The following is a 19,706-nucleotide window of genomic DNA, read 5'->3' as shown; positions in this document are numbered from 1 at the left end:
ATCGATTCCTCGGCTTGATAAAAGTCATAATTGATAGCGCGTCAGACGGCGCTGAATGACAAAGAAATACAGCATGACGCCGACCAGAATGACCAGGAACATCATGGTGGCGACAGTGGCGCCCATGGTGGCACTGCCAATTTGCGACTGATAACCGAAGAAGGTTCGATAGAAAAAAGTACCGAGAATATCGGTGGAAAAATTCGGTCCGGCCAGCGCGCCCTTGACCGCATAAATCAGCTCGAACGCATTGAAGTTGCCGACAAAGGTGAGGATGGTCACCAGGCCTAAGGTGGGCAAAATCAGCGGCACCCGAATGCGCCAGAAGGTACGCCAGGGTGAGGCACCATCGACCCGGGCGGCTTCGATTAAATCGTCAGGAATGGACAGTAGGGCGGCGTAGATCAGCATCATTGGAATGCCGATAAACTGCCACACCGAAATCAGCGCCAGGGTAATGAGTGCGCTGCCTTCACGACCCAGCCAGGCGTCGAATAAAAAGTCCAGGCCGAAGAATGCCAGGAAGCCTTCGGAGACACCCCAGAGCGGACTCAAAATCAGTTGCCAGATAAAGCCGATGATCACTACCGATAACAAGGTCGGTAAAAAAATCAGCGTGCGATAAGTGCGCGCACCGCGCAGATCTTTCATGCTCAGCAACGCCGCCAGCATTAATCCGATGGGGTTCTGCACCAGCATATGAATGATGAAGAATTTGGTGTTATTCCACAGCGCATTCCAGAACGGGCCGGACCAGTTCGGATCGCGCAGCAGGGTGACAAAGTTGCTCAGGCCAGTGAAGGATCGGACCCCGTCGGTGCTGTCGGTAAACAGACTCAGACGCAGGGTGTCGAACAACGGATAGGCGCTGAACAGGGTATAAATCAGCACGGCCGGCGCCAGAAAAAACAACAGGTGCCAGGGGAAAGCGCGTTTCATCTTGGATCCTCGGCAGAACCAGTGGCCGGGGCAGTTCGCCCCGGCGGAATAAAAAAGGAGAGGCTGGAGCCTCTCAAAGAGCCGCGTTAAAGAGCCGGCTCATCAGCCCATTATCAGTTGGACTGAGGTTCGTACCATTGCGCGAAACCGTCTTGAATCTGTTCAGCGGCGTCTTCCGGAGACAGCGTGCCGTTAAGCACCTGGCTGGACGTGACCCACAGTTCCTGTTCCATATTCGGCGTGCCCCGGTTCATCACCTGAGCGTTCAGACGAATGGTGGATTCGCAGTCATTGCGCCAGGAAATCATTTCCGCAGCGACCGGATCCTGAACTTCGACATCGTGGTTGGACAGTGAGAAGAAGCCGGTCACTTCGTTGGTGAACAGATCGGCAAAGTCGGCACTGGCAACCCAGTCGAGGAAGGTGCGCGCTGCTTCGGCGTTATCACTGGCCGGGTTGATGCCGATGCCCATATCGGTGTGGTCGGAGATGTAGCAGGTATCACCACTGTCGGCGACCGGCGGTTTGAAGGCGCCGAATTCGAAGATCGCCTGGCTGTTGAAATAGGAAATATCCCAGGAGCCGGTCGGGTAGATGGCGGCGCGGCCCAGTGCGAACAGGTTCTGCGAATCGCCATAGGTTTGAGCTTCATAGCCGCGACCCATGTAGTCACCCCAGCTGGCCATTTCTTTCCAGACATCAACGAATTCGTCGTCGGTGAATTTGGCATCGCCCGACAGCAGCGCCATACGACCTTCTTCACCCTTCCAGTAATTCGGACCGATGTTGGTGAAGACGATCTGGTTGGCTTCCCACTGATCGTTAGTGCCCAATGCCAGCGGCGTGTAGCTGGAGTCGTCTTTGATGGTCTCCATGACAGCGAAGAATTCATCGCGGGTTTGCGGAACCTCAAGATCCAACTCGTCGAAGATGGCCTTGTTGTAGAAGAAACCATGAATCACCGACGCCATCGGCAGACAGAAGGTGGTTTCACCGTCGTCGGTGCTCCAGGCGCGCTTGGCGAAATCCTGGTAATTATCCAGCGCATCCAAACCGTTCAAGGGTTCCAGATAACCTTGATTAAACAGACTCAGCGACTGGTCAAAAGGACGGCAAGTAATCAGATCACCGGCGGTGCCAGCCTGCAGACGGGCGTTGATGGACGAATCGTATTCGGTCGGCGCGGTGGCATTGAAGCGCACTTCGATGTCCGGATGTTCGGCATTGAACGCCGGGATCAGAATGTCTTCCCACAGATCTTTATCGTCCACACGCCAGCTTTCGATGGTCAGGGTTTGCGCCTGAGCACCCAGGCTCAGGGTTGCGGCCAGAGTGACGCCGGCCACACAGCTTTTAAAATTAGGCATTTTGATTCTCTCGCTATCGTTATTGTTCAGGCCGGTGTTCAGGCCGACCGAGCCACTCTAGGAGGCTTGGCAACCTGACTGTGAATCCCGTCTAAGTGAGCATGATAGATTGCTGACAGGCAGGCGATGAGCGGTTCAATCGCCAGCTGGCGCTGACCTTGGGCGAGCTTGGATGGCTTACCAAAACTTGCTGGCAAGAAATCCCGCAACAGCGGTAAGACAGCGCTAAGATTTAGTAATACTTTGAAGGGTTTTGCTGGGTTAGGATGGCTGCACCTGCGTTGTACAGCCTGATCAGTCCATGTTTCGTATCATAACCTGCTGCATTTTTTTTGCGTTGTTACCGCTGCCACTGGTTGCTGCGGCGCAAAACCCGACGCTGGAAGTCCTGCATTGGTGGACCTCGGCCGGTGAAGTAGAAGCCGCCGCAGTGCTCAAGCAAGGTCTGGCCGAGCGCGGTGTGAGCTGGCAGGACTATCCGGTACCTGGCGGCGGTGGCGATTCAGCCATGGCGGTGCTCAAAGCGCGGGTGATTAATGGTTCTCCACCCGGGGCGGCGCAAATTATCGGGCCCAATATTCAATACTGGGCTGGCTTGGGATTTCTACAGCCGTTGTCGAACCCATCCCTGGCCGCCGATGGTCTGTTTTATCCGGTGGTGGACGATCTGATTCGTGTTGATCAGGATGTTGTCGCCGTGCCGCTGTCAATTCATCGCATCAATTGGATGTGGTTGAATCCGGCGGTTTTCGAACGTCTGGAACTGCCGTTACCCACCACCTGGAGTCAACTGTTGCGAGCGGCGCCGCGGTTGCGTGAGGCAGGGGTGGTGCCCTTGGCACACGGCAATCAACCCTGGCAAAACGCGACCCTGTTTGAGGTGTTGTTGCTCAGCGAAGCCGGCCCGGAATTTTATCAGCGTTATTTTGTCGAACAGGACCCGGCGGTGCTTGAAGACGCCCGGGTGGTGGCCACCTTCGAGCGTTTGCGGCAACTGAAAAGCCTGATGGATCCAGCCATGATCAACCGCAGTTGGCAGGACGCCAGTCGTATGGTGGCCGACGGCGAGGCCGCCGCTCAGATTATGGGTGATTGGGTGAAAGGCGCCTTCACCGCCTGGGGCTTGCACGCCGGCGAGGATTATCTGTGTCTGGCGGTGCCCGGCACCAACGAGCAGCATCTGTACAGCATCGATACTTTTGTGCAGTTCCGCGACAACCCCAGCCCGATTTCCTTTCAGCCTTTTATCGAAACCCTGCTGGCGCCGCAGGTGCAGCGTGATTTCAGCCTGGCCAAGGGCACCATTCCGGTTCGCCGGGATCTGACCATGGCTGGCTTTGATGACTGTTCGCGCGCCTCTCACCATGTCTTTAACCAGGCGGCGGCTGAGCATCGCCTGGCGCCGTCGATGGCGCATTCGATGGCGACGTCGCCGGAAACTGAAGATGCGGTTTTCGAAATCGTGCATCGCTTTTTTATTGATGACAGCGTCAGCCCGCAGGCGGCTACTGCCCAGTTGGCGCAATCGTTAAGAGCCCTGAAATAATGAAAGCAAAACGCATCGTTGTCGTCGATGACGACTATAAAATTCGTGAGCTGCTGAAAACCTATCTGGAAAAAAATAATTACCAGGTGGAGGTGGCCGGCGATGGTGAATCTTTTCTGACCTTGTTTCGCCAGGCGCCGGATATATCTCTGATTGTGCTCGACATTATGTTGCCCGGTCAGGATGGTTTCAGCGTCTGCCAGAAAGTTCGGGCGGTGTCTGATGTGCCAATCATCATGCTGACCGCCAATGCCGAGGAAACCGATCGGGTTGTCGGTCTGGAAATGGGCGCCGATGATTACATCGCCAAGCCGTTCAGTCCGCGCGAATTATTGGCGCGCATCAAAGCCATTCATCGGCGTTATGAACCGGTGCAAAGCAGTTCCGAAGACGGCGGCCGTTACTATCGCTTTCGCGGCCATCTGCTCGATGGTTTGGAGCGCACCCTGACGCTGGCCGGCAGTGCCCCGGAAAGTATCAGCGGTGCCGACTTTCAATTGCTGAAACTGTTTCTCGATCACGCCGGCGAAGTGCTGTCGCGTTCTTATTTGATGAAGGCGACGCGCGGTCGTGATCTGGGGCCGCTGGATCGTTATCTGGACGTGCAGATCAGCCGTTTGCGTACCCGGCTGTCGTCGGACAATGACAGCCAGTTGATCAAGACGGTACGCGGTCAGGGTTATGTGTTTACCGCCGATGTGGAACGCCTGCATGCGCCCGATTAATGCCTGGCTGCCGCGTTCGCTGTTTGCGCGTCTGTTGCTGGTGATGCTGACCGGCATCAGCCTGGCGCAATTGATTACCAGCCTGATCTGGGCCAGCCAGGTGCGCAGCGACAGCCAGGCGCGCATTACCGAAAATGCTCAGTACATGGCGGTGTCACTGGCGGCGACCATTCGTTATTTCCAGGCGTTGCCGGATAACGTTCGGCCCATCGTTATAGAACAGCAGCGCGAAGTGGGCGGCAGTCGGTTATTTATCAGCGTCAACCAGGCGCGTCTGCCGGTGGAGCCGGAGGTCAATGATCCGCTCAAGGCGCCCTTGCTCGATGCCATTCAGACCCAACTGAAAGCGGAAATTGATCAGCCGGTGCAATTGGCGCTGGCCATGCCCGGCTCGGTGCGACTTTACGACGAACGCGTGCCCATCGCGGAAATTCCGGTGCGCTGGATTCGTCAATCGCTGGTGCTCGAACCAGACCCGGCGCCCATTGTTGTCGCCCAGGTTCCACTCGACAACGGCCATTGGTTGTATCTGGCGACACTGATGCCCGATCCCTACATTCTCGATCGCGACCGTGGCCTGGCGCCGGAGCGTTGGTGGTCGCTGGGTGCCACGCTGGTCGTTGTTGGCGTGCTGTGTTTTCTGTTTGTGCGCTGGCAGACACGACCGCTGCGCCGGCTGGCCGAGGCCGCCGATGCTTTTGGTCGCGGCGTTGAAGAACCGCCGGTGTCGGCTTCGGGCATGCGCGAACTCGACGCCACGGCTGAAGCGTTCGAGGCCATGAAGTTGCGCATTCAGCGTTATCTGGATGATCGTGAACGACTCTTTGCTGCTATTTCCCATGACCTGCGCACGCCGATTACGCGCTTGCGTTTGCAGGCTGAATTGATCGACGACGAGCCGTTGCGGTTGTCGCTGGATGAAGATCTCGAAGAGCTGGAAATGATGGTGAAGGGCGCGCTGCAAACGGTGCGCGATACCGATATTCATGAAGACCCTAGACCGGTCGATCTCGGCGCCTTGCTGTTGAAAATTGCCGGTGAACGTCGGGTGGCGGCGCAGGCGGTGTCGGTCACGGTGTCGGATTCGGTCGATTACGTTGGCAAGCCGTTGGCGCTTAAACGCGGCCTGACCAACCTGATCGATAACGCCATCCAGTATGGCGATCGCGCCGAGGTCAGTCTGGCGGTGGTTGGCGACAGCGTGGAAATTCGTATCCGTGATCATGGCCCGGGTTTACCCGCTGACGACCTGGCGAAACTGTTCAAACCCTACAGCCGGCTGGAGCACGGTCGGGCCCGTAATGCCGGTGGCATGGGTCTGGGGTTGGGCATTGCCCAGAGCATTGTGCACGCCCACGGCGGTGAGCTATTGCTGGCCAATCATCCGGGTGGTGGTTTGTCGGTGCGGGTGCGACTGCCGCTGATCTATGCCGTGCGACGGCTGTGAAAAAGCGCTAACGTTCAGGATTGTGAATGCATCACTGAGGGCAAGATGGCATGGATAAATTTCTGCAAGCGGCGATCGACGAAGCACAACAGGGATTGAGCGAAGGCGGCATTCCTATCGGTTCGGTATTGGTCCATGAGGGACGCATTATCGGCCGTGGCCATAATCGCCGCGTGCAAAACGGCAGCACGGTGTTGCATGGAGAAATGGATGCGCTTGAAAACGCCGGTCGCCTGCCGGCCTCGGTTTACCAGGAGTCGGTGCTGTACACCACCTTGTCACCCTGTTCGATGTGCAGCGGCGCTATTTTGTTGTATGGCATTCCGCGCGTGGTAATCGGTGAGAACCAGACCTTTATGGGTGAAGAAGGCTTGCTGCGCGAGCGAGGAGTGAGTGTGGAAGTGGTACAAAATGCCGACTGCATCGCCATGATGGAAGGCTTTATTGCCGATCAACCTCAGCTGTGGAATGAAGACATCGGCGAGTAATCCTCGCCGCCTGTGTCACATAAAACTCACATATAAAAGTCACCCAGGCTGGGACGTTGCAACCAGTTTTCCGCCGCATAGGGCAAGGCGCCATCGACCAGATGGAAGGTCAATGCCAATCGCGATTTTGTCGAACGATTGGCGGCACTGTAGTGCGGCAGATGGCCGTGAAATACCAGTAAATCGCCCGCTTTGACGGGCATGGCGGTACCGCTCTCGGTCGGCCAGGGCGTGTCATCCAGCGCCACCATGGTCAGTTCGTCACCGTGACGATGATAACGTTCGCGCAGCGGACCTTTGTGTCCGCCCGGGTCCAGCCACAGGCAACCGTTTTCCAGCGTCGCATCTTCGAGCGCAAACCAATAAGTCAGCACACTGCTCGGTTCGGTGTAGAAAAAACTGGCGTCCTGATGCCACACCACTTCACCACCGATGCGTGGTTGTTTGAAGATCACCATGGTTTGATAGAGGCTGGGCTGTTGCTGGCCCAGATCCCGCGCTATATCACCAAAGACGTTACGCTGTGCCAGTTGGCGATAAACATCATCCAGATCGTGCAAGGCATGACCAATTTTGTTGATGCTCTGGGCGCGTGGTTGCGTCAGTTCACCGGCGTCATTGAAGGCGGCTTCTTCAAAAAAACACCGAATGGTTTCGGCGGAACCGAGAAAGAAATCCTGGTTGATCTGGGCGCGGTCGGTGGTAGAAAAACGATGACTGGGATCGAGCTCCGCCTGATCAATTAATTCATAGGCGCGGTCGATCAAGGTTTGTCGATCGGTTGCGCTGAGTTGTTGTGGTAACAGCACATAGCCGTCGCGATCAAAAGCCTGGCGTTGGTCGGCACTGAGCATGGCGTGTCTCTTTAATGATGCACTCGAGCGTGCGAGTGGTTAATTGCACATTAAATCAAGCGTCGGCGATTTCCGAGACATCGATGGTTTCGCTTTCGGCGCGCGCCGCGTTCAACCATTGTTGCATCGAATCGAGGCGGTTTAACTCATCTATCCATTGGCTGACGACCTTGGGTACCGTAATACCGTAAGTCGCAAAGCGTGAGGCGATGGGTGCATAGAACGCATCGGCTATGGAAAATTTGCCGAGTAAAAAAGGACCGCCGGACTTGTCCAGTAACTCACTTAGCAGTTCGTTTAGACGGTCAATATCCTTTTGGGTGGCGGCGTCGGGTTTAAAGCCTTGCACCTTGCGGCGACAGTTCATAGGCATCTTGGCGCGCACGGCACCAAAGCCAGCATGCATTTCCGCCACGGCCGAACGACCCAGGGCGCGCAAATTGGGTTGGCTGGGCCAACCCTGGCCGTCGAGAAAGCGTTCGTTAATGGTTTCGGCAATGGCCAGCGAATCCCAGACAATCAAGCCGTCGAGGTCGAGTACCGGCACTTTTTTGCTGGGTGAATACTGAGCCAGCAAGGCATCGGTATTGGTTTCGAACAGGGGAATGCGAATTTCTTTAAAACGGATACGAAATTGCTTCAGCAGCAACCAGGCGCGTAACGACCAGGATGAATAATTTTTGTTGCCAATGATCAGGGTCAGATTATTCATTCCTTGTCTCCATCTTGACTGAGTCGAGCCTGAACGGCTTTGGGTAATTTGCTCTTGACCAGATCATAAGAATCATCGATCCAGCTTTGCACCAGTTCCGTGTCGAGCCCGGCTTCGAGATCGATGGTGTTCCAGTGTTTTTTATTCATATGGTAGCCCGGCGTGACCGCGCTGAAGGTGGCGCGAATGATCAGCGCCTGTTGCGGATCGCACTTCAGGTTAATGCCCAGCGGTGACCGGTCGGTCATCAACAACGCAAACATTTTTCCAGCGACCTTATAAACCAGTGCCTGAGGCCCAAAAGGCGTTTCTTCAGTGGTCCCGGGTTTGGCGCCCAGACGCTCGCGCCAGAGTTCAATAGCGTCGTTCATTAGACCTCCGTTTCCTGACTCCGGGGGCGGGTCAATCAGCGCCAGTGTTGTTCGATAGCGGCGCGAATACCTTCGGCATCGAGGCCGGCTTCGTGCAGCATTTCAGCGGGTTTGGCGTGGTCGATAAATCGATCCGGTAAGCCCAGTTGCAATACATCAACGCTCAGACCAGCGTCGTGCAGACATTCACAAACGGCCGAACCGGCACCGCCCATGATGGCGTTTTCTTCGACTGTCACCAGTCGGCTGTGGCTGCGGGCGACGGCCAGAACGCGGTCACGATCCAGCGGTTTGATGAAACGCATATTGATCAGGGTTGCATCCAATGCCTCGGCAACTTGTTGCGCCGGTGTGACCAGACTGCCGAACGCCAGGATGGCCAGATCGGCACCCTCGCGCAGCACTTCGGCCTGGCCGATGGGCAGATCATCCAGGCTTGCGTCGATGGCTGCCCCCGGGCCAGTACCGCGCGGATAACGCACGGCCGCCGGGCCAGGGTGACGATAGCCGGTGCTCAGCATGCGTCGGCATTCCGCTTCGTCTTTGGGCGCCATTATCATCAGATTGGGCACACAGCGCAGGAAACTCAGATCGAAACTGCCCGCGTGGGTGGGGCCGTCTTCGCCCACCAGGCCGGCACGATCGATGGCGAACAGCACATCCAGATTCTGGATGGCGACGTCGTGGATCAGTTGGTCGTAAGCGCGCTGCAGGAAGGTTGAATAGATGGCAACCACCGGTTTGGCACCGTCGCAGGCGAGACCTGCGGCCAGGGTAACGGCGTGTTGCTCGGCAATGGCAACGTCGATATAGCGTTTGGGAAAACGCTCGGAAAACTGCACCAGATCGGAACCTTCGCGCATCGCCGGGGTAATACCGACCAGGCGTTCATCGGCGGCCGCCATATCACACAGCCATTGACCGAAGACGGCGGAATATTTGATGCCAGCCGGTGCGCTGCTGGCGGATTTCGGCTCGGATTTTTCCAGCTTGGTGATGGCGTGATATTTGATCGGTTCATTTTCCGCCGGGGTAAAGCCTTTGCCTTTTTGCGTGGCGACGTGCAGAAATTGCGGGCCTTTGAAGGTGCGTAAATTACGCAGTGTCTGTACCAGACCAACAACGTCGTGGCCATCCACCGGGCCGACGTAATTAAAGCCCATTTCTTCGAATAGAGTGGCCGGTGACACCATACCCTTAACGTGTTCTTCGGCGCGGCGGGCAAACTCCAGAACCGGTGGCAGGTTCTGCAGCACCTTCTTGGAATTTTCGCGCAGGTGCGAATAGGTTTTGGATGAAAACACGCGTGCAAAGGCCGTGGACAGCGCACCGACGTTTTCCGAAATCGACATATCGTTGTCGTTCAGAATGACCAGCAGGTTGGCACCATCGTGGCCGGCGTGATTCAGGGCTTCGAAGGCCATGCCGGCGGTCAGGGCGCCGTCGCCGATAACGGCAACGCTTTGGCGGCTTTCACCCAGCAGTCGGTCGCTGATGGCCATGCCCAAAGCGGCGGAGATCGAGGTGCTGGAATGGCCGACGCCAAAGGTGTCGTAATCGCTTTCGCCGCGCTTGGGGAAGGCAGCCAGACCGTCAGCCTGGCGCATGGAGTTCATGCGTTCGCGACGGCCGGTGAGAATTTTGTGGGGATAGGCCTGGTGGCCAACATCCCAAACCAGTTTTTCGTCAGGCGTCTGGTAGACGTAGTGCAGCGCTATGGTCAGCTCGACCACTCCCAGGCCGGCGCCAAAATGGCCACCAGTCTGCCCCACGCTGTAGAGCAGGAATTCGCGCAGCTCATCAGCCAGTACCGGTAATTCAGTCAGGCTGAGTCGGCGCAGATCGGCAGGCAGGTCAATGCGATCGAGCAGTGGCGTACTGGGCCGTTGTTGGGGGATGCGAGTAAATACCTTCATGAATGCTTACGGGTCCTGCCTGAGCCAAATAGGGCGGTCCACGGCTGCTGAGCCGAGGTTGATATGACGGATGAAATTGGACTCAGCCTAAGGCCTTGACCGGTCCTGTGAAAACCACCTCTAGGGTAGCGGCGCACAGTTTACCGGAAAGCTTTCGGCGACCCCAGCGGCAATCAATCGGATATTGAGCGGTGTCAGTGATTGCGACTGAGCAGCCAGTCGGCCAGCCAGTGCAAAGGAGCTTCAGCGGGCAGTGACAATTCGGTCAGGGCGGCGTGCGCCAGATCGGTCTGCAGCTTGGCATGATGGCGTGCCTTGTCCAGCCCGAGCAGGCTGACGTAGGTCGATTTGCCGCGCGCTGCGTCGCTGCCCTGGGGTTTGCCCAGAGTAGCGGTGTCGGCGGTGACGTCGAGGATGTCGTCGGTGATCTGGAAGGCCAGGCCCAAGGCAGCGCCGTAGCGGCCGAGGCTGTCGAGGGTGCCGTCAGTTGCCTGAGTGCACAGCGCGCCCAGTTCGATGGCGGTTTCGATCAGGGCACCGGTTTTCAGCCGATGGACGCCAGCCAATTGCGACAGTTCCAGCGCTTGCCCTTCAGCCAGCAGGTCCTGCATCTGGCCGCCGACCATGCCGGTCTGGCCGCTGCTGTGCGCCAGGCGTTGAATCATGGTCAGGCGAGTACCCGGATCGACATCCGGCTGCGCGCTGAGATGCTCAAAAGCCAGGCTTTGCAAGGCGTCACCGGCGAGGATGGCGGTGGCTTCGTCGAAGGCGCGGTGGTTGGTGGGGCGACCGCGACGCAGGTCGTCGTCGTCCATGGCCGGCAGATCATCGTGAATCAGGCTGTAGGCGTGGATCATTTCCACGGCCGCTGCCGGTGCCAGCCAGCGATCGCTGTGATCGCCCAAGCTGACTGCTGTGGCGCGCACCAGCAAGGGTCGCAAGCGCTTGCCGCCACCGAGCACTGAGTAACGCATGGCCTCGGTCAGGCGCGGCGCCGTGGTGTCGCTCAATAGCTGCTCAAGATGGTCTTCGAGTTGTTCGCGGGTGGCCTGTTGAAAGGCGCTAAGATCGGTGGGCACAGTGGTCAATCTTCATCGCTTAACGGCTCGAGCCGTTCGGCACCTTCGTCACCCAGCAATACCTGGACTTTTTGTTCGGCCTGGTCCAGCGCTGACTGGCAATCGCGGGTCAGGCGGATACCTTGCTCGAAAGTCTTCATGGCATCGTCGAGTGACAGTTCACCGGATTCAAGGCGCTCCACCAGTTGTTCCAGCGCTTGCATCTGGCTTTCGAAATCGGCTTGTTTGGCGTCGCTCATGGGGGCTTCCTGCGGACAGTTGGGCGCAAAGGTAACGGCGCCGGCAAAAGGAATCAACTATTGCCAGCTGCGGCCGATACTCTGGATACCCGTACCAGCATGCGTCTGATGGCCGCGTAAAGACAGCGGACCCAGCGCAGTTGCTGCTAGAATACATCGTCGGGTTTGCAAACCGGATTGCTGGGGAAGGTAACACTGTGGATTTAGCTTCTATTATTGGCTTTTTTGGCGCTTTTGCCATGGTCGCCATGGCGATGCTGTTGAACGGCAGTGTCGGTATGTACGTCAACGTGCCTTCTATTTTGATTGTGGTGGTTGGCTCCATTTTCGTGGCCATGTCGAAACTCACCCTGGATAAATTCCTGGGTGTCGGTGGCATTATTGGCAAGGCGTTTTCATTCAAGATCGTCCAGCCGGAAGACCTGATCGATGAGGTTGTTGAGCTGGCCGATGCCGCTCGTAAAGGTGGTCTGCTGTCGTTGGAAGGTCGTGAAACCAGTAACGAATTTCTCGCCAAGGGCATTCAGTTGTTGGTCGATGGTCACGACCCCGATGTAGTGCGCCAGTTGATGACTCGCGATATGAAAATGACCACCGAACGCCATCTGGCCGGTGGTTATTTCTTCTCCTACATCGGCGATGTTGCCCCGGCCATGGGCATGATCGGTACGCTGATCGGTCTGGTGGCGATGCTCGCCAATATGGATGACCCCAAATCCATCGGCCCGGCGATGGCGGTGGCCTTGCTGACAACGCTCTATGGCTCCTTTATGGCAACCGCCTTTGCGTTGCCGATCAAGGACAAACTCAAGTTGCGCGCCGAAGAGGAAGAGCGCATTCAGCGGATGGTTATTGACGGCCTGCTGTCCATTCAGGGCGGTCAAAACCCCCGTATTATTGAGTCCATGTTGAAGAGCTATCTGCCTGCGACCAAGCGTGGCGTCGATTAAGGCGGTATCAGCGGAGACGTCATGAGCGAAGAAGTCGAAGACGATTGCCCCGAATGTGAGCCTGGCCTAGCGGCCTGGATGGCGACCTTCTCGGATTTGATGGCACTGTTGATGTGCTTTTTTGTGCTGTTGCTGTCTTTTTCCGAATTGGACGCGCTTAAGTTCAAGCGCTTGGCCGGTTCGCTGCGTAATGCTTTCGGTGTGCAAACCGAAATTACTGCCGACCGTGTGCCCAAGGGCACCAGTATCATCGCGCGTGAATTCAGTCCGGCGACACCCTCGCCGACACCTATCAATGTCGTCCGTCAGAATACTGTGGACGAATTGCGCGATTCGCTGGAAGTATTGTGTCAGGACACCATGCTGATGCAGGAAGAAGCCCAGGGGCCAGAAGGTCAGCTGACCCGACGCGTGGTGGTGCCGGACGATGCCATCGACGAAGAAGTGCAGCGCCAGGCGGAGTCGATGGCCACGGCCTTGTCGGATGTGATTGCGGAAGGCTTGTTGGAAATCGAGACCATTAACCAGACCATCGTTATTCGCGTTAAGGAGCAATCCTTTGGTGAAGGCACCGATTATGTTGCCGATCGCTTTCTGCCCATTCTGGACCGGGTGCGAGAGCTGCTGGTAACGGTGCCGGGTGAAATCTCCATTGAGGGGCATACTGATAGCATTCCGATTGCCTCCGGCCAGTTCCGTAATAACTGGCTGCTCAGCGCCGCCCGGGCCTTGTCGGTGGGTGAGTATTTATGGGAAGCGCCGGAGATGCCGGAAGAGCGGTTCCAGATTGTCGGCCACGGCAGTACCGAACCTCTGGCCAGCAACGACACCCTTGAAGGACGGGCCCAAAACCGACGCGTGGAAATTATCGTGACGCGTGAAAACTCGGATTACGAAGGCGAGATCGTACCGCCGGATGAGCAGGGTGAAGATGTCGATTATGGCGAGCCGTCGCTGTTCGGTCTGGAGCCGGAAGAGATTTTCTAACGGTGCATCCAGTCAATAAAAAGGCCCGGAAATTCCGGGCCTTTTGCGTTGTGGCGCGCCGATTTATTTAACGATCAGAATATCCACAGTAATGCGGTCGAGAATTTTCTCGGCGGTGTGACCGAGCAGCCAGCGTTCCAGGCCGGAACGCGGTACCGCACCCATAATCACCAGATCGATATTGGCCTGGTGCAAATGGTCGGGGATAACCGACAGCGTTGAACCGGTTTCCAAAACGGTATTGGTTTCAGCGATTTGATGGTGTTCGGCCAGCGCCTTTAATGCGGTTTCATGCTGGTCGCGAATGTCTTCGCTGATGTCGGCGCTGTCAATGGTGGGTTGATCAAGATAAATCAATAACGGCGTTGGATCGTAAACGTGCAGCAGCTGCAGTTCGCCGCTCATTCGGCTGGTGAAATCCTTGCCCCAGCGCACGATGTGTTCATCCAGTGAATCCGGTTTGTCGTTGGCCTGAACCGGATCGACGGCGGCGGTGACGCGGATAGGATCGTTCCAGGCGTTGGCTTTGGTCAGCAGAATCGGCAGTGGGCAATGGCGGATCAGTTCCCAGTCGGTCTGGCTGAAAAAGGTCCGCTGAATGACGTTCTGATGGTGCGTCGCCTTGACCACCATGTCGGTCGGATGTTGCTCCAGAAATTGCAGCAGCGCAGCGCCGGCGTGTTTATCCCACTGGCCTTCGGTGGTGACTTCGACGCCTTCGCCGCGGGCAATGTCGGCGATGGTTTCCAGGCCCTCCAACAGGCGATGCATGTAGGCCTTTTTGGCGCGTTCGGCGGAATCGGGATCGAGCGGGTGATTGGACGCCAGGGTGGCGTTGAAACCACAGGCGAAGAGCGTCAGGCGGGCGTTTTCGAGTTTGGCCAGCCGGCTGGCTTTTTGCACCGCCAGGGCGCTGTCTTCGGCTGGATCAATAAGGACGACAATGTGCTGGTTCGCGAACATGATGGCTCCCCTTTGCGTCTTATTATGACTGGCGTTTAGTCAACGCCAGCCTTGTTAATAGCTGCTTTAAGGTTAGCGCGTTGCGCACCACTTGTCCTGATTTCGATCAGGGATTGTTCGTCGATGCCCGCGAGAAAACGGTAACCACTCGCTGTACGCCGTTAACTTCGGTAGCGATCTGAGCCGCCTGACGAGCGGTGTTTTCGCTGACGCGGCCCATCAGATAGACGATGCCTTCTTCGACGATGACATCAACGTGTGATGACGGAAAGTTATCGCGCGTGAACATGCGTGAGCGAACCTTGACGGCCAGCCAGCTGTCATTGGCGCGCACACCGGCCGATAAGGATTCCTGGACGGTCAGATGATTGTGCACCGCCTTGACGGCTGGATCGCGGCGTACCACTTCCGAGGCCTGACGCACCAGTGCTTCGCTGGCCACCTGGCCCACCAGCAAGACGATGCCGGCATTGCTGTGCACCTTGACGCGACCTTCTTTTAACCCGGGTGCGGCTTTCTCCAGATTCACTTCCAGGCGAGCGGTCAGGCTGTTGTCGTCGATGACTTCGCCCATGGAACGGCCTTCAGGATCGGGGGTGATGGGTTCATCACCGGAAACACCGCCAAGGATGGAGGCACAGCCGGTCAGGCAGAGAGTCAGGGCGATTGGAATCAGGGGCAGGATTTTCATCAGAGTTCGCTTCCAAACAATTGGTGCTCGATCAATTCGCCGAGGCAGTTCAACAGTAGATGGTGAGTGAGTTGGATCAGGCCGCTTTTGTCGGCGGCAACGCGCAGTTCGACGTCGTTGTCTTCCAGCAGGGTGGCAATATCGCCGCCACCGCCACCGGTCAGGGCGACCACTCTCATGCCCATTTCGTGTGCCGCCTGGATGGCTTTAATGACCGGTGGCGCGTTACCGGTTGTTGACAGCGTTAACAGCACGTCGGTGGCGTGGCCCAGCGTTCGTATCTGGCGCGCATAGATGTCATTGGGATTGGTGTCGTGGCTGATGCCGGTCAGCAGCAAACCATCGCCCGATAACGCCAGCGCCGGCAATCCCGGTCGCTCCAGCTCAAAGCGGCTCAGCATGCGGGTAACAAACCCCTGGCCGTTGGCCGCTGAGCTGCCCATGCCACAGACCAGAATTTTGCCGTCGCTGAGCAGGGCCTGAGTCAGCAGTTCGGCGCCGTGATGCAGCAGGTCATCCAGCTGTTCGGCGGCCAGTTGGAAGCTTTCCAGGCTCTGGCCGATTTGTTCGTAGATAATGTCGTCTGGTTTCATCAGGCGGTAAAAGCTCCTTTGATCCAGTCGAGTTGACCGTCAGCCCCCAGGGTGATGACGTCGAACCGACTGGGTCGTCTGGCCTGGCGCGGATTGTCCTGCAAATAGCGCTGGGCCGCAGCGATCAGTTTGCGTTGTTTGCTCAGTGTGACTGAGGCAGCAGCGCCACCGTAGCGGGCGTTACGACGCTGGCGTACTTCGATGAACACCAGGGTGTCGCCATCGGCGCAGATTAAATCCAGCTCGCCCTGAGTGACGCGATAATTGCGCGCCAGGGTACGCCAGCCTTGTTGCTCCCGGCACCAGCGTTCAGCCTGATCTTCCGCTTCAACGCCGGCACTCGGTTGCCATGCCATCAGGGTCTGGGCTCGGTCGACGGCAAGGGGCCGTCGCTGGCTTGGGCGACACCCTCGGTGATGGTCGCCCAAGTGAGTTCCCGATGAATGCGTCGGTTTGGGTCCAACCGCAATATGCCGGTTTCACCATAAACACGAGCGGTCGGGAAACGCTGCAATTGCACCAGACGAGGGTGTAATTGATAGGCATCGACACCCAGGGCAACCAGGGTTTCGTAACCGCTGAACTCTTCATTGAAGGCCTGTTCGACGCTGTCTTCCAACGCTGAATGATGCAGTTTCCAAGGCATTTCGACGAACTGCACGCCGTTGAGATCTTCATCGCGTTCGCGGTTAAGCGCACCGGCATATAGGTGGGAAGTACCCATGACCGGTATGGCCGTGGCGTATTGATAATTCAAAATGGGTTTGAGCTGTCGCGCCTGCGGCGGGAAGGCAACCATAAAAATAATATCGATGTCCTGGCGACGGCGTGGTTCGAACACCAGGTTACGATCGGTCAGACGTGCGATGTTGCGTTCGCGTTGTTCGCTGTCGTCGATGTTTAAGGCGCGCTTGACGGTATAGAGGTATTGGTCGGGCTGGGTGAACAGCGAGCGGCTGGTGATGTGGCCGCCCTGGCGTTCCCAGCGCTGAATAAAGGCATCGCTGACCTTGCGCCCCCAGTCGGTATTGGGGGCCAGCACCATGGCGCGACGGTGACCTTCCTGCCAGGCCTGATCGGCGACCTGAATGGCTTCGTCTTCCGGCGCCAGACCGAACTGATAGAAATTCTCCGGCGCCGGCTGGCGGTCATCACCGTAATTCAGCGCCAATACCGGTACGGTTAAAGCCGCCTGGCTTTGCAGACGCTGGACGCGATTTTTATCCAGGGGGCCAATCACCAGATCAGCACCTTCAAACACCGCCTGCTTGTAGACGTTGTAGACATCGTCGTTCAGCGCGGTATCAAAAAAGCTGATGGCCGGCGTTTCGCGACCGTTGGCGCGGGCTTCATACCAGGCAGCGAGCAGGCCGCTGCGAATGGCGCGACCGGCTTTTTCCAGCGGACCGGACAGTGGTACCAGCACGGCAATGTTCTGCGGCTGACGATTGGCCAGTTCACGCAGCAAGGCCAGATCGCCCGGCAGGTTGCGGGCAGCCGGGTGACTGCGGTGGCTGTTGATCCAGTTGGTGATGGCCAGCAGTTGCTGGCGCACGTCATCGACGTTTTCGCGGGTAATCAGTGCCAGTTCCAGCCAGCCGGTCAGGTCGGGGCTGGATTCGGCTTCGATCAGGGTGCGCAGTTGTTCTTCCGGAACGCGTTGCAACGCCGACCAGATACGGTCGCGGTTGTTTTGGGCGTTGTCGCCTTCCAACTGCGGCGCCAGGAAAATACGCTCGCGGGCAGCGGCCAGATATTCGCCCACCATTTCATAGGCTTCGGCACGCTTGAGACGCAGATCAATCTGCCGTTGCATGGGCAGGCCGTCATACAGATAAGCATAGTCGCCGACCAGCCAGTTCAGCGCTTCCTGGCCGTCACCGCGCTGCAGTGCCAGCTCGGCGCGCAGCTCGGCGTAATCGGTTTGTTCGGCGATGGAAAGTTGCTCGAACTGGATAACGCTTAAGGCAACTTCAGCCTCTTCGGTGTGTTGTTCGTTTAATAATTGGCGTGCGACATCGAGTCGTTGCTGGATGCTGTCGATGGACGAGAGGTCCGTCATCGGGCTGTCCACTCCTGTCGGCCGGGGACCCTGACTGGCGCAGCCGGCCAGCAACAGTGCAAAAAGCCAGGCAAGCAGCCGGGCGCTGGAGCGCAATGGCATTGTTAACTTCCACCCAAAGACGGTTACAATAATGAAGCGCATTCTACTCTAGAAGGGGGCGCGCTTGAAAATCGCGCCACCGCCCAACTGACAGGCCTTCCATGACCACCGACTCTTCGTTGCCCAGCGCTCTTTATGTGGTGGCAACGCCCATCGGCCATCTCGATGATATAACCCGTCGTGCCGCACAGATACTGAACGAAGTTGAGGTCTGCTGTTGCGAAGATACCCGCCACAGTCGTCGCCTGCTGGACCATCTGGGCGCGCGTCCGAAGCTGGTTTCGGTGCACGAACACAACGAACGCGAACGCATCGACTTTATTCTTTCTTTACTCGAACAGGGTCAGCGTGTGGCGCTGATCAGCGATGCTGGCACCCCGTTGATTTCCGATCCGGGTTTTCCGCTGGTTCGAGCCGTAGCCGCCGCTGGGTTTGACGTTCGGCCGGTGCCTGGTGTCAGCGCGGTAACGGCGGCTTTGAGCGTGGCTGGTTTGCCGACTGACCGTTGGGTCTTTGAAGGTTTTTTGCCGGCCAAAGCGGGTCAGCGTCAGCAGCGCTTGCAACAACTGGCGAGTGAGAGCCGTACCCTGGTGGTTTACGAAAGCAGCCATCGTATTGAGCGTTGCCTGGATGACATCGTTGCGGTGCTGGGTGCTGATCGTCCGCTGAGTCTGGCGCGTGAATTGACCAAGCAGTTTGAGACGGTGCTGCGTGGCACGGCTGCGGATATTCGTGAGCAAGTTGCCGCGGATGCTGATCAGCGTAAAGGCGAGTTTGTATTGATGATCGGTGGCGCTGCAGAAACCACGGCTGCTACTCAGAGCCAGTTAGATGGCGAACAATTAATGAGAGTACTGGCGCCTTTGATGCCACCCAAGGCTGCGGCAGCAACCTTGGTCGACTTGATCGGTGGTCGTAAAAAGGACTGGTACGAGCGCATTATCGAGCTGGAAAAACCAGCGCCGAATTAAAACACTTGCCAATCCTGCGCAAACCCGTATTGTGCCCGGCGCGAGCTGGCCAGGCAGTCGCCGCTTCGAAAGAAGGGGAGGAAAGTCCGGGCTCCATAGGGCAGGGTGCCAGATAACGTCTGGGCGGCGAAAGCCGACGGAAAGTGCAGCAGAAAGGAAACCGCCATTCGCTTGCGGATGGTAAGGGTGAAAAGGTGCGGTAAGAGCGCACCGCGGCTCTGGTAACAGAGTCGGCGATGGTAAACCCCACCTGGAGCAAGGCCAAATAGAGTCCCACTAAGGCGCGGCCCGCGCTGGGACCGGGTAGGCTGCTTGACCCTGCGGGTGACTGCAGGGCTAGATGAATGACTGTCCACGACAGAACCCGGCTTATCGGCCAGTTCGCAATTTTTTTGAGCGGGAGACGCTGTTGACGCAGTGTATGACGTTGGCATCCTTTAGCGTCTCAAGTCTGGGCGGCACACCGCTCCCGTCTCCCATCCCGTCTTCTTGCGCTCCTTGAGGGTCGCAATTACTCCTCCTGGTTATCTGAATTTTTTCGGTTATTCGAAAAAAATCTTTTATTTAACAAATCACTTTAACTTTCACGCCTAACTCATACGCCCGGCGCCTCTTTGCGCGGTTAGTGTTCGCTAACTTTTATCCGGGGACTGTGAACCACTTCGTAAGCTTCTGTTTTACCTGCTTTTTTTTTAGCTTTCCCG

At 57.2% G+C, this 19,706-nt stretch carries 20 protein-coding genes and 1 other RNA gene; 8 read left to right on the top strand and 13 right to left on the bottom strand.

The genetic code is table 11. The features are described 5' to 3' along the window. Positions 1 to 24 precede the first annotated feature (24 nt). Both ABMA60_RS14865 and ABMA60_RS14860 read right to left on the bottom strand, forming a co-directional pair. Entirely contained in the window at positions 25 to 939 is a 915-nt protein-coding gene (locus tag ABMA60_RS14865) for a carbohydrate ABC transporter permease (RefSeq protein WP_392804522.1), read from the bottom strand. Between the two features lie 113 nt (positions 940 to 1,052). Continuing rightward, a complete protein-coding gene (locus tag ABMA60_RS14860) occupies positions 1,053 to 2,306 on the bottom strand; it encodes an ABC transporter substrate-binding protein (RefSeq protein WP_392804518.1) in 1,254 nt (417 codons plus the stop codon). A gap of 301 nt (positions 2,307 to 2,607) precedes the next feature. Here ABMA60_RS14860 and ABMA60_RS14855 point away from each other — a divergent pair, with 301 nt between their 5' ends. From ABMA60_RS14855 to ABMA60_RS14840, 4 genes are read left to right on the top strand one after another with little or no spacing between them, the layout of a single operon-like run. Continuing rightward, positions 2,608 to 3,852 (top strand): ABC transporter substrate-binding protein, encoded by a 1,245-nt coding sequence (locus ABMA60_RS14855; protein WP_392804516.1) that lies wholly within the window; start codon positions 2,608 to 2,610, stop codon positions 3,850 to 3,852. Then, positions 3,852 to 4,577, top strand: a complete 726-nt coding sequence (locus tag ABMA60_RS14850) for a response regulator (protein ID WP_392804512.1) — start codon at positions 3,852 to 3,854, stop codon at positions 4,575 to 4,577. Before ABMA60_RS14855 ends, ABMA60_RS14850 begins: the two co-directional genes overlap by 1 nt. Continuing rightward, a complete protein-coding gene (locus ABMA60_RS14845) occupies positions 4,564 to 6,024 on the top strand; it encodes an ATP-binding protein (protein WP_392804510.1) in 1,461 nt (486 codons plus the stop codon). The genes ABMA60_RS14850 and ABMA60_RS14845 overlap by 14 nt, the downstream gene beginning before the upstream one ends. Before the next feature lie 50 nt (positions 6,025 to 6,074). Continuing rightward, on the top strand, positions 6,075 to 6,512 hold the full coding sequence (locus ABMA60_RS14840) for a nucleoside deaminase (RefSeq protein WP_392804507.1): 438 nt from the start codon (positions 6,075 to 6,077) through the stop codon (positions 6,510 to 6,512). A 26-nt stretch (positions 6,513 to 6,538) separates the two neighbouring features. Here ABMA60_RS14840 and ABMA60_RS14835 read toward each other — a convergent pair whose 3' ends face one another. The 6 genes from ABMA60_RS14835 to ABMA60_RS14810 form a co-directional block, all read right to left on the bottom strand. Next, positions 6,539 to 7,366 (bottom strand): phytanoyl-CoA dioxygenase family protein, encoded by an 828-nt coding sequence (locus ABMA60_RS14835; RefSeq protein WP_392804505.1) that lies wholly within the window; start codon positions 7,364 to 7,366, stop codon positions 6,539 to 6,541. A 55-nt stretch (positions 7,367 to 7,421) separates the two neighbouring features. Next, positions 7,422 to 8,078: a glutathione S-transferase family protein gene (locus tag ABMA60_RS14830; RefSeq protein WP_392804501.1), complete on the bottom strand. Its 657-nt coding sequence runs from the start codon at positions 8,076 to 8,078 to the stop codon at positions 7,422 to 7,424. Continuing rightward, positions 8,075 to 8,449: an MmcQ/YjbR family DNA-binding protein gene (locus ABMA60_RS14825; RefSeq protein ID WP_392804499.1), complete on the bottom strand. Its 375-nt coding sequence runs from the start codon at positions 8,447 to 8,449 to the stop codon at positions 8,075 to 8,077. The genes ABMA60_RS14830 and ABMA60_RS14825 overlap by 4 nt, the downstream gene beginning before the upstream one ends. A 35-nt stretch (positions 8,450 to 8,484) precedes the next feature. After that, positions 8,485 to 10,365, bottom strand: a complete 1,881-nt coding sequence (dxs, locus tag ABMA60_RS14820; RefSeq protein WP_392804496.1) for a 1-deoxy-D-xylulose-5-phosphate synthase — start codon at positions 10,363 to 10,365, stop codon at positions 8,485 to 8,487. 194 nt (positions 10,366 to 10,559) lie between these two features. Next, entirely contained in the window at positions 10,560 to 11,444 is an 885-nt protein-coding gene (locus ABMA60_RS14815) for a polyprenyl synthetase family protein (protein WP_392804493.1), read from the bottom strand. Between the two features lie 5 nt (positions 11,445 to 11,449). Next, the gene (locus ABMA60_RS14810; RefSeq protein WP_392804489.1) at positions 11,450 to 11,683 is read right to left on the bottom strand and encodes an exodeoxyribonuclease VII small subunit; all 234 of its coding nucleotides are present in this window, start codon (positions 11,681 to 11,683) and stop codon (positions 11,450 to 11,452) included. Positions 11,684 to 11,880: 197 nt separating this feature from the next. Here ABMA60_RS14810 and pomA point away from each other — a divergent pair, with 197 nt between their 5' ends. Together pomA and ABMA60_RS14800 are read left to right on the top strand one after the other, a co-directional pair. Next, on the top strand, positions 11,881 to 12,633 hold the full coding sequence (gene pomA, locus ABMA60_RS14805; RefSeq protein ID WP_392804486.1) for a flagellar motor protein PomA: 753 nt from the start codon (positions 11,881 to 11,883) through the stop codon (positions 12,631 to 12,633). Between the two features lie 21 nt (positions 12,634 to 12,654). Next, positions 12,655 to 13,620: a MotB family protein gene (locus tag ABMA60_RS14800; protein WP_392804484.1), complete on the top strand. Its 966-nt coding sequence runs from the start codon at positions 12,655 to 12,657 to the stop codon at positions 13,618 to 13,620. Between the two features lie 63 nt (positions 13,621 to 13,683). Here ABMA60_RS14800 and ABMA60_RS14795 read toward each other — a convergent pair whose 3' ends face one another. The 5 genes from ABMA60_RS14795 to ABMA60_RS14775 form a co-directional block, all read right to left on the bottom strand. Then, positions 13,684 to 14,583, bottom strand: coding sequence for a universal stress protein (locus ABMA60_RS14795; protein WP_392804481.1), 900 nt, complete (start codon positions 14,581 to 14,583; stop codon positions 13,684 to 13,686). 106 nt (positions 14,584 to 14,689) lie between these two features. Continuing rightward, entirely contained in the window at positions 14,690 to 15,274 is a 585-nt protein-coding gene (locus tag ABMA60_RS14790) for a BON domain-containing protein (protein ID WP_392804478.1), read from the bottom strand. Continuing rightward, a complete protein-coding gene (locus ABMA60_RS14785) occupies positions 15,274 to 15,867 on the bottom strand; it encodes an SIS domain-containing protein (RefSeq protein ID WP_392804475.1) in 594 nt (197 codons plus the stop codon). The genes ABMA60_RS14790 and ABMA60_RS14785 overlap by 1 nt, the downstream gene beginning before the upstream one ends. Then, a complete protein-coding gene (locus tag ABMA60_RS14780; protein WP_392804473.1) occupies positions 15,867 to 16,223 on the bottom strand; it encodes a YraN family protein in 357 nt (118 codons plus the stop codon). The genes ABMA60_RS14785 and ABMA60_RS14780 overlap by 1 nt, the downstream gene beginning before the upstream one ends. Then, the gene (locus tag ABMA60_RS14775; RefSeq protein WP_392804471.1) at positions 16,223 to 17,929 is read right to left on the bottom strand and encodes a penicillin-binding protein activator; all 1,707 of its coding nucleotides are present in this window, start codon (positions 17,927 to 17,929) and stop codon (positions 16,223 to 16,225) included. The genes ABMA60_RS14780 and ABMA60_RS14775 overlap by 1 nt, the downstream gene beginning before the upstream one ends. Positions 17,930 to 18,132: 203 nt before the next feature. Between ABMA60_RS14775 and rsmI the strand changes: the two genes are divergently transcribed. Continuing rightward, on the top strand, positions 18,133 to 19,002 hold the full coding sequence (rsmI, locus tag ABMA60_RS14770) for a 16S rRNA (cytidine(1402)-2'-O)-methyltransferase (RefSeq protein WP_392804469.1): 870 nt from the start codon (positions 18,133 to 18,135) through the stop codon (positions 19,000 to 19,002). 41 nt (positions 19,003 to 19,043) lie between these two features. Further along, an RNA gene (rnpB, locus tag ABMA60_RS14765) (RNase P RNA component class A) lies at positions 19,044 to 19,390 on the top strand. Positions 19,391 to 19,706: the final 316 nt, after the last annotated feature.

It is taken from the genome of Saccharospirillum sp. HFRX-2, assembly GCF_043196805.1.
In the GTDB taxonomy this organism is placed as follows: Bacteria; Pseudomonadota; Gammaproteobacteria; order Pseudomonadales; family Natronospirillaceae; genus Saccharospirillum.
This window is presented reverse-complemented; position numbering and strand designations above follow the sequence as displayed.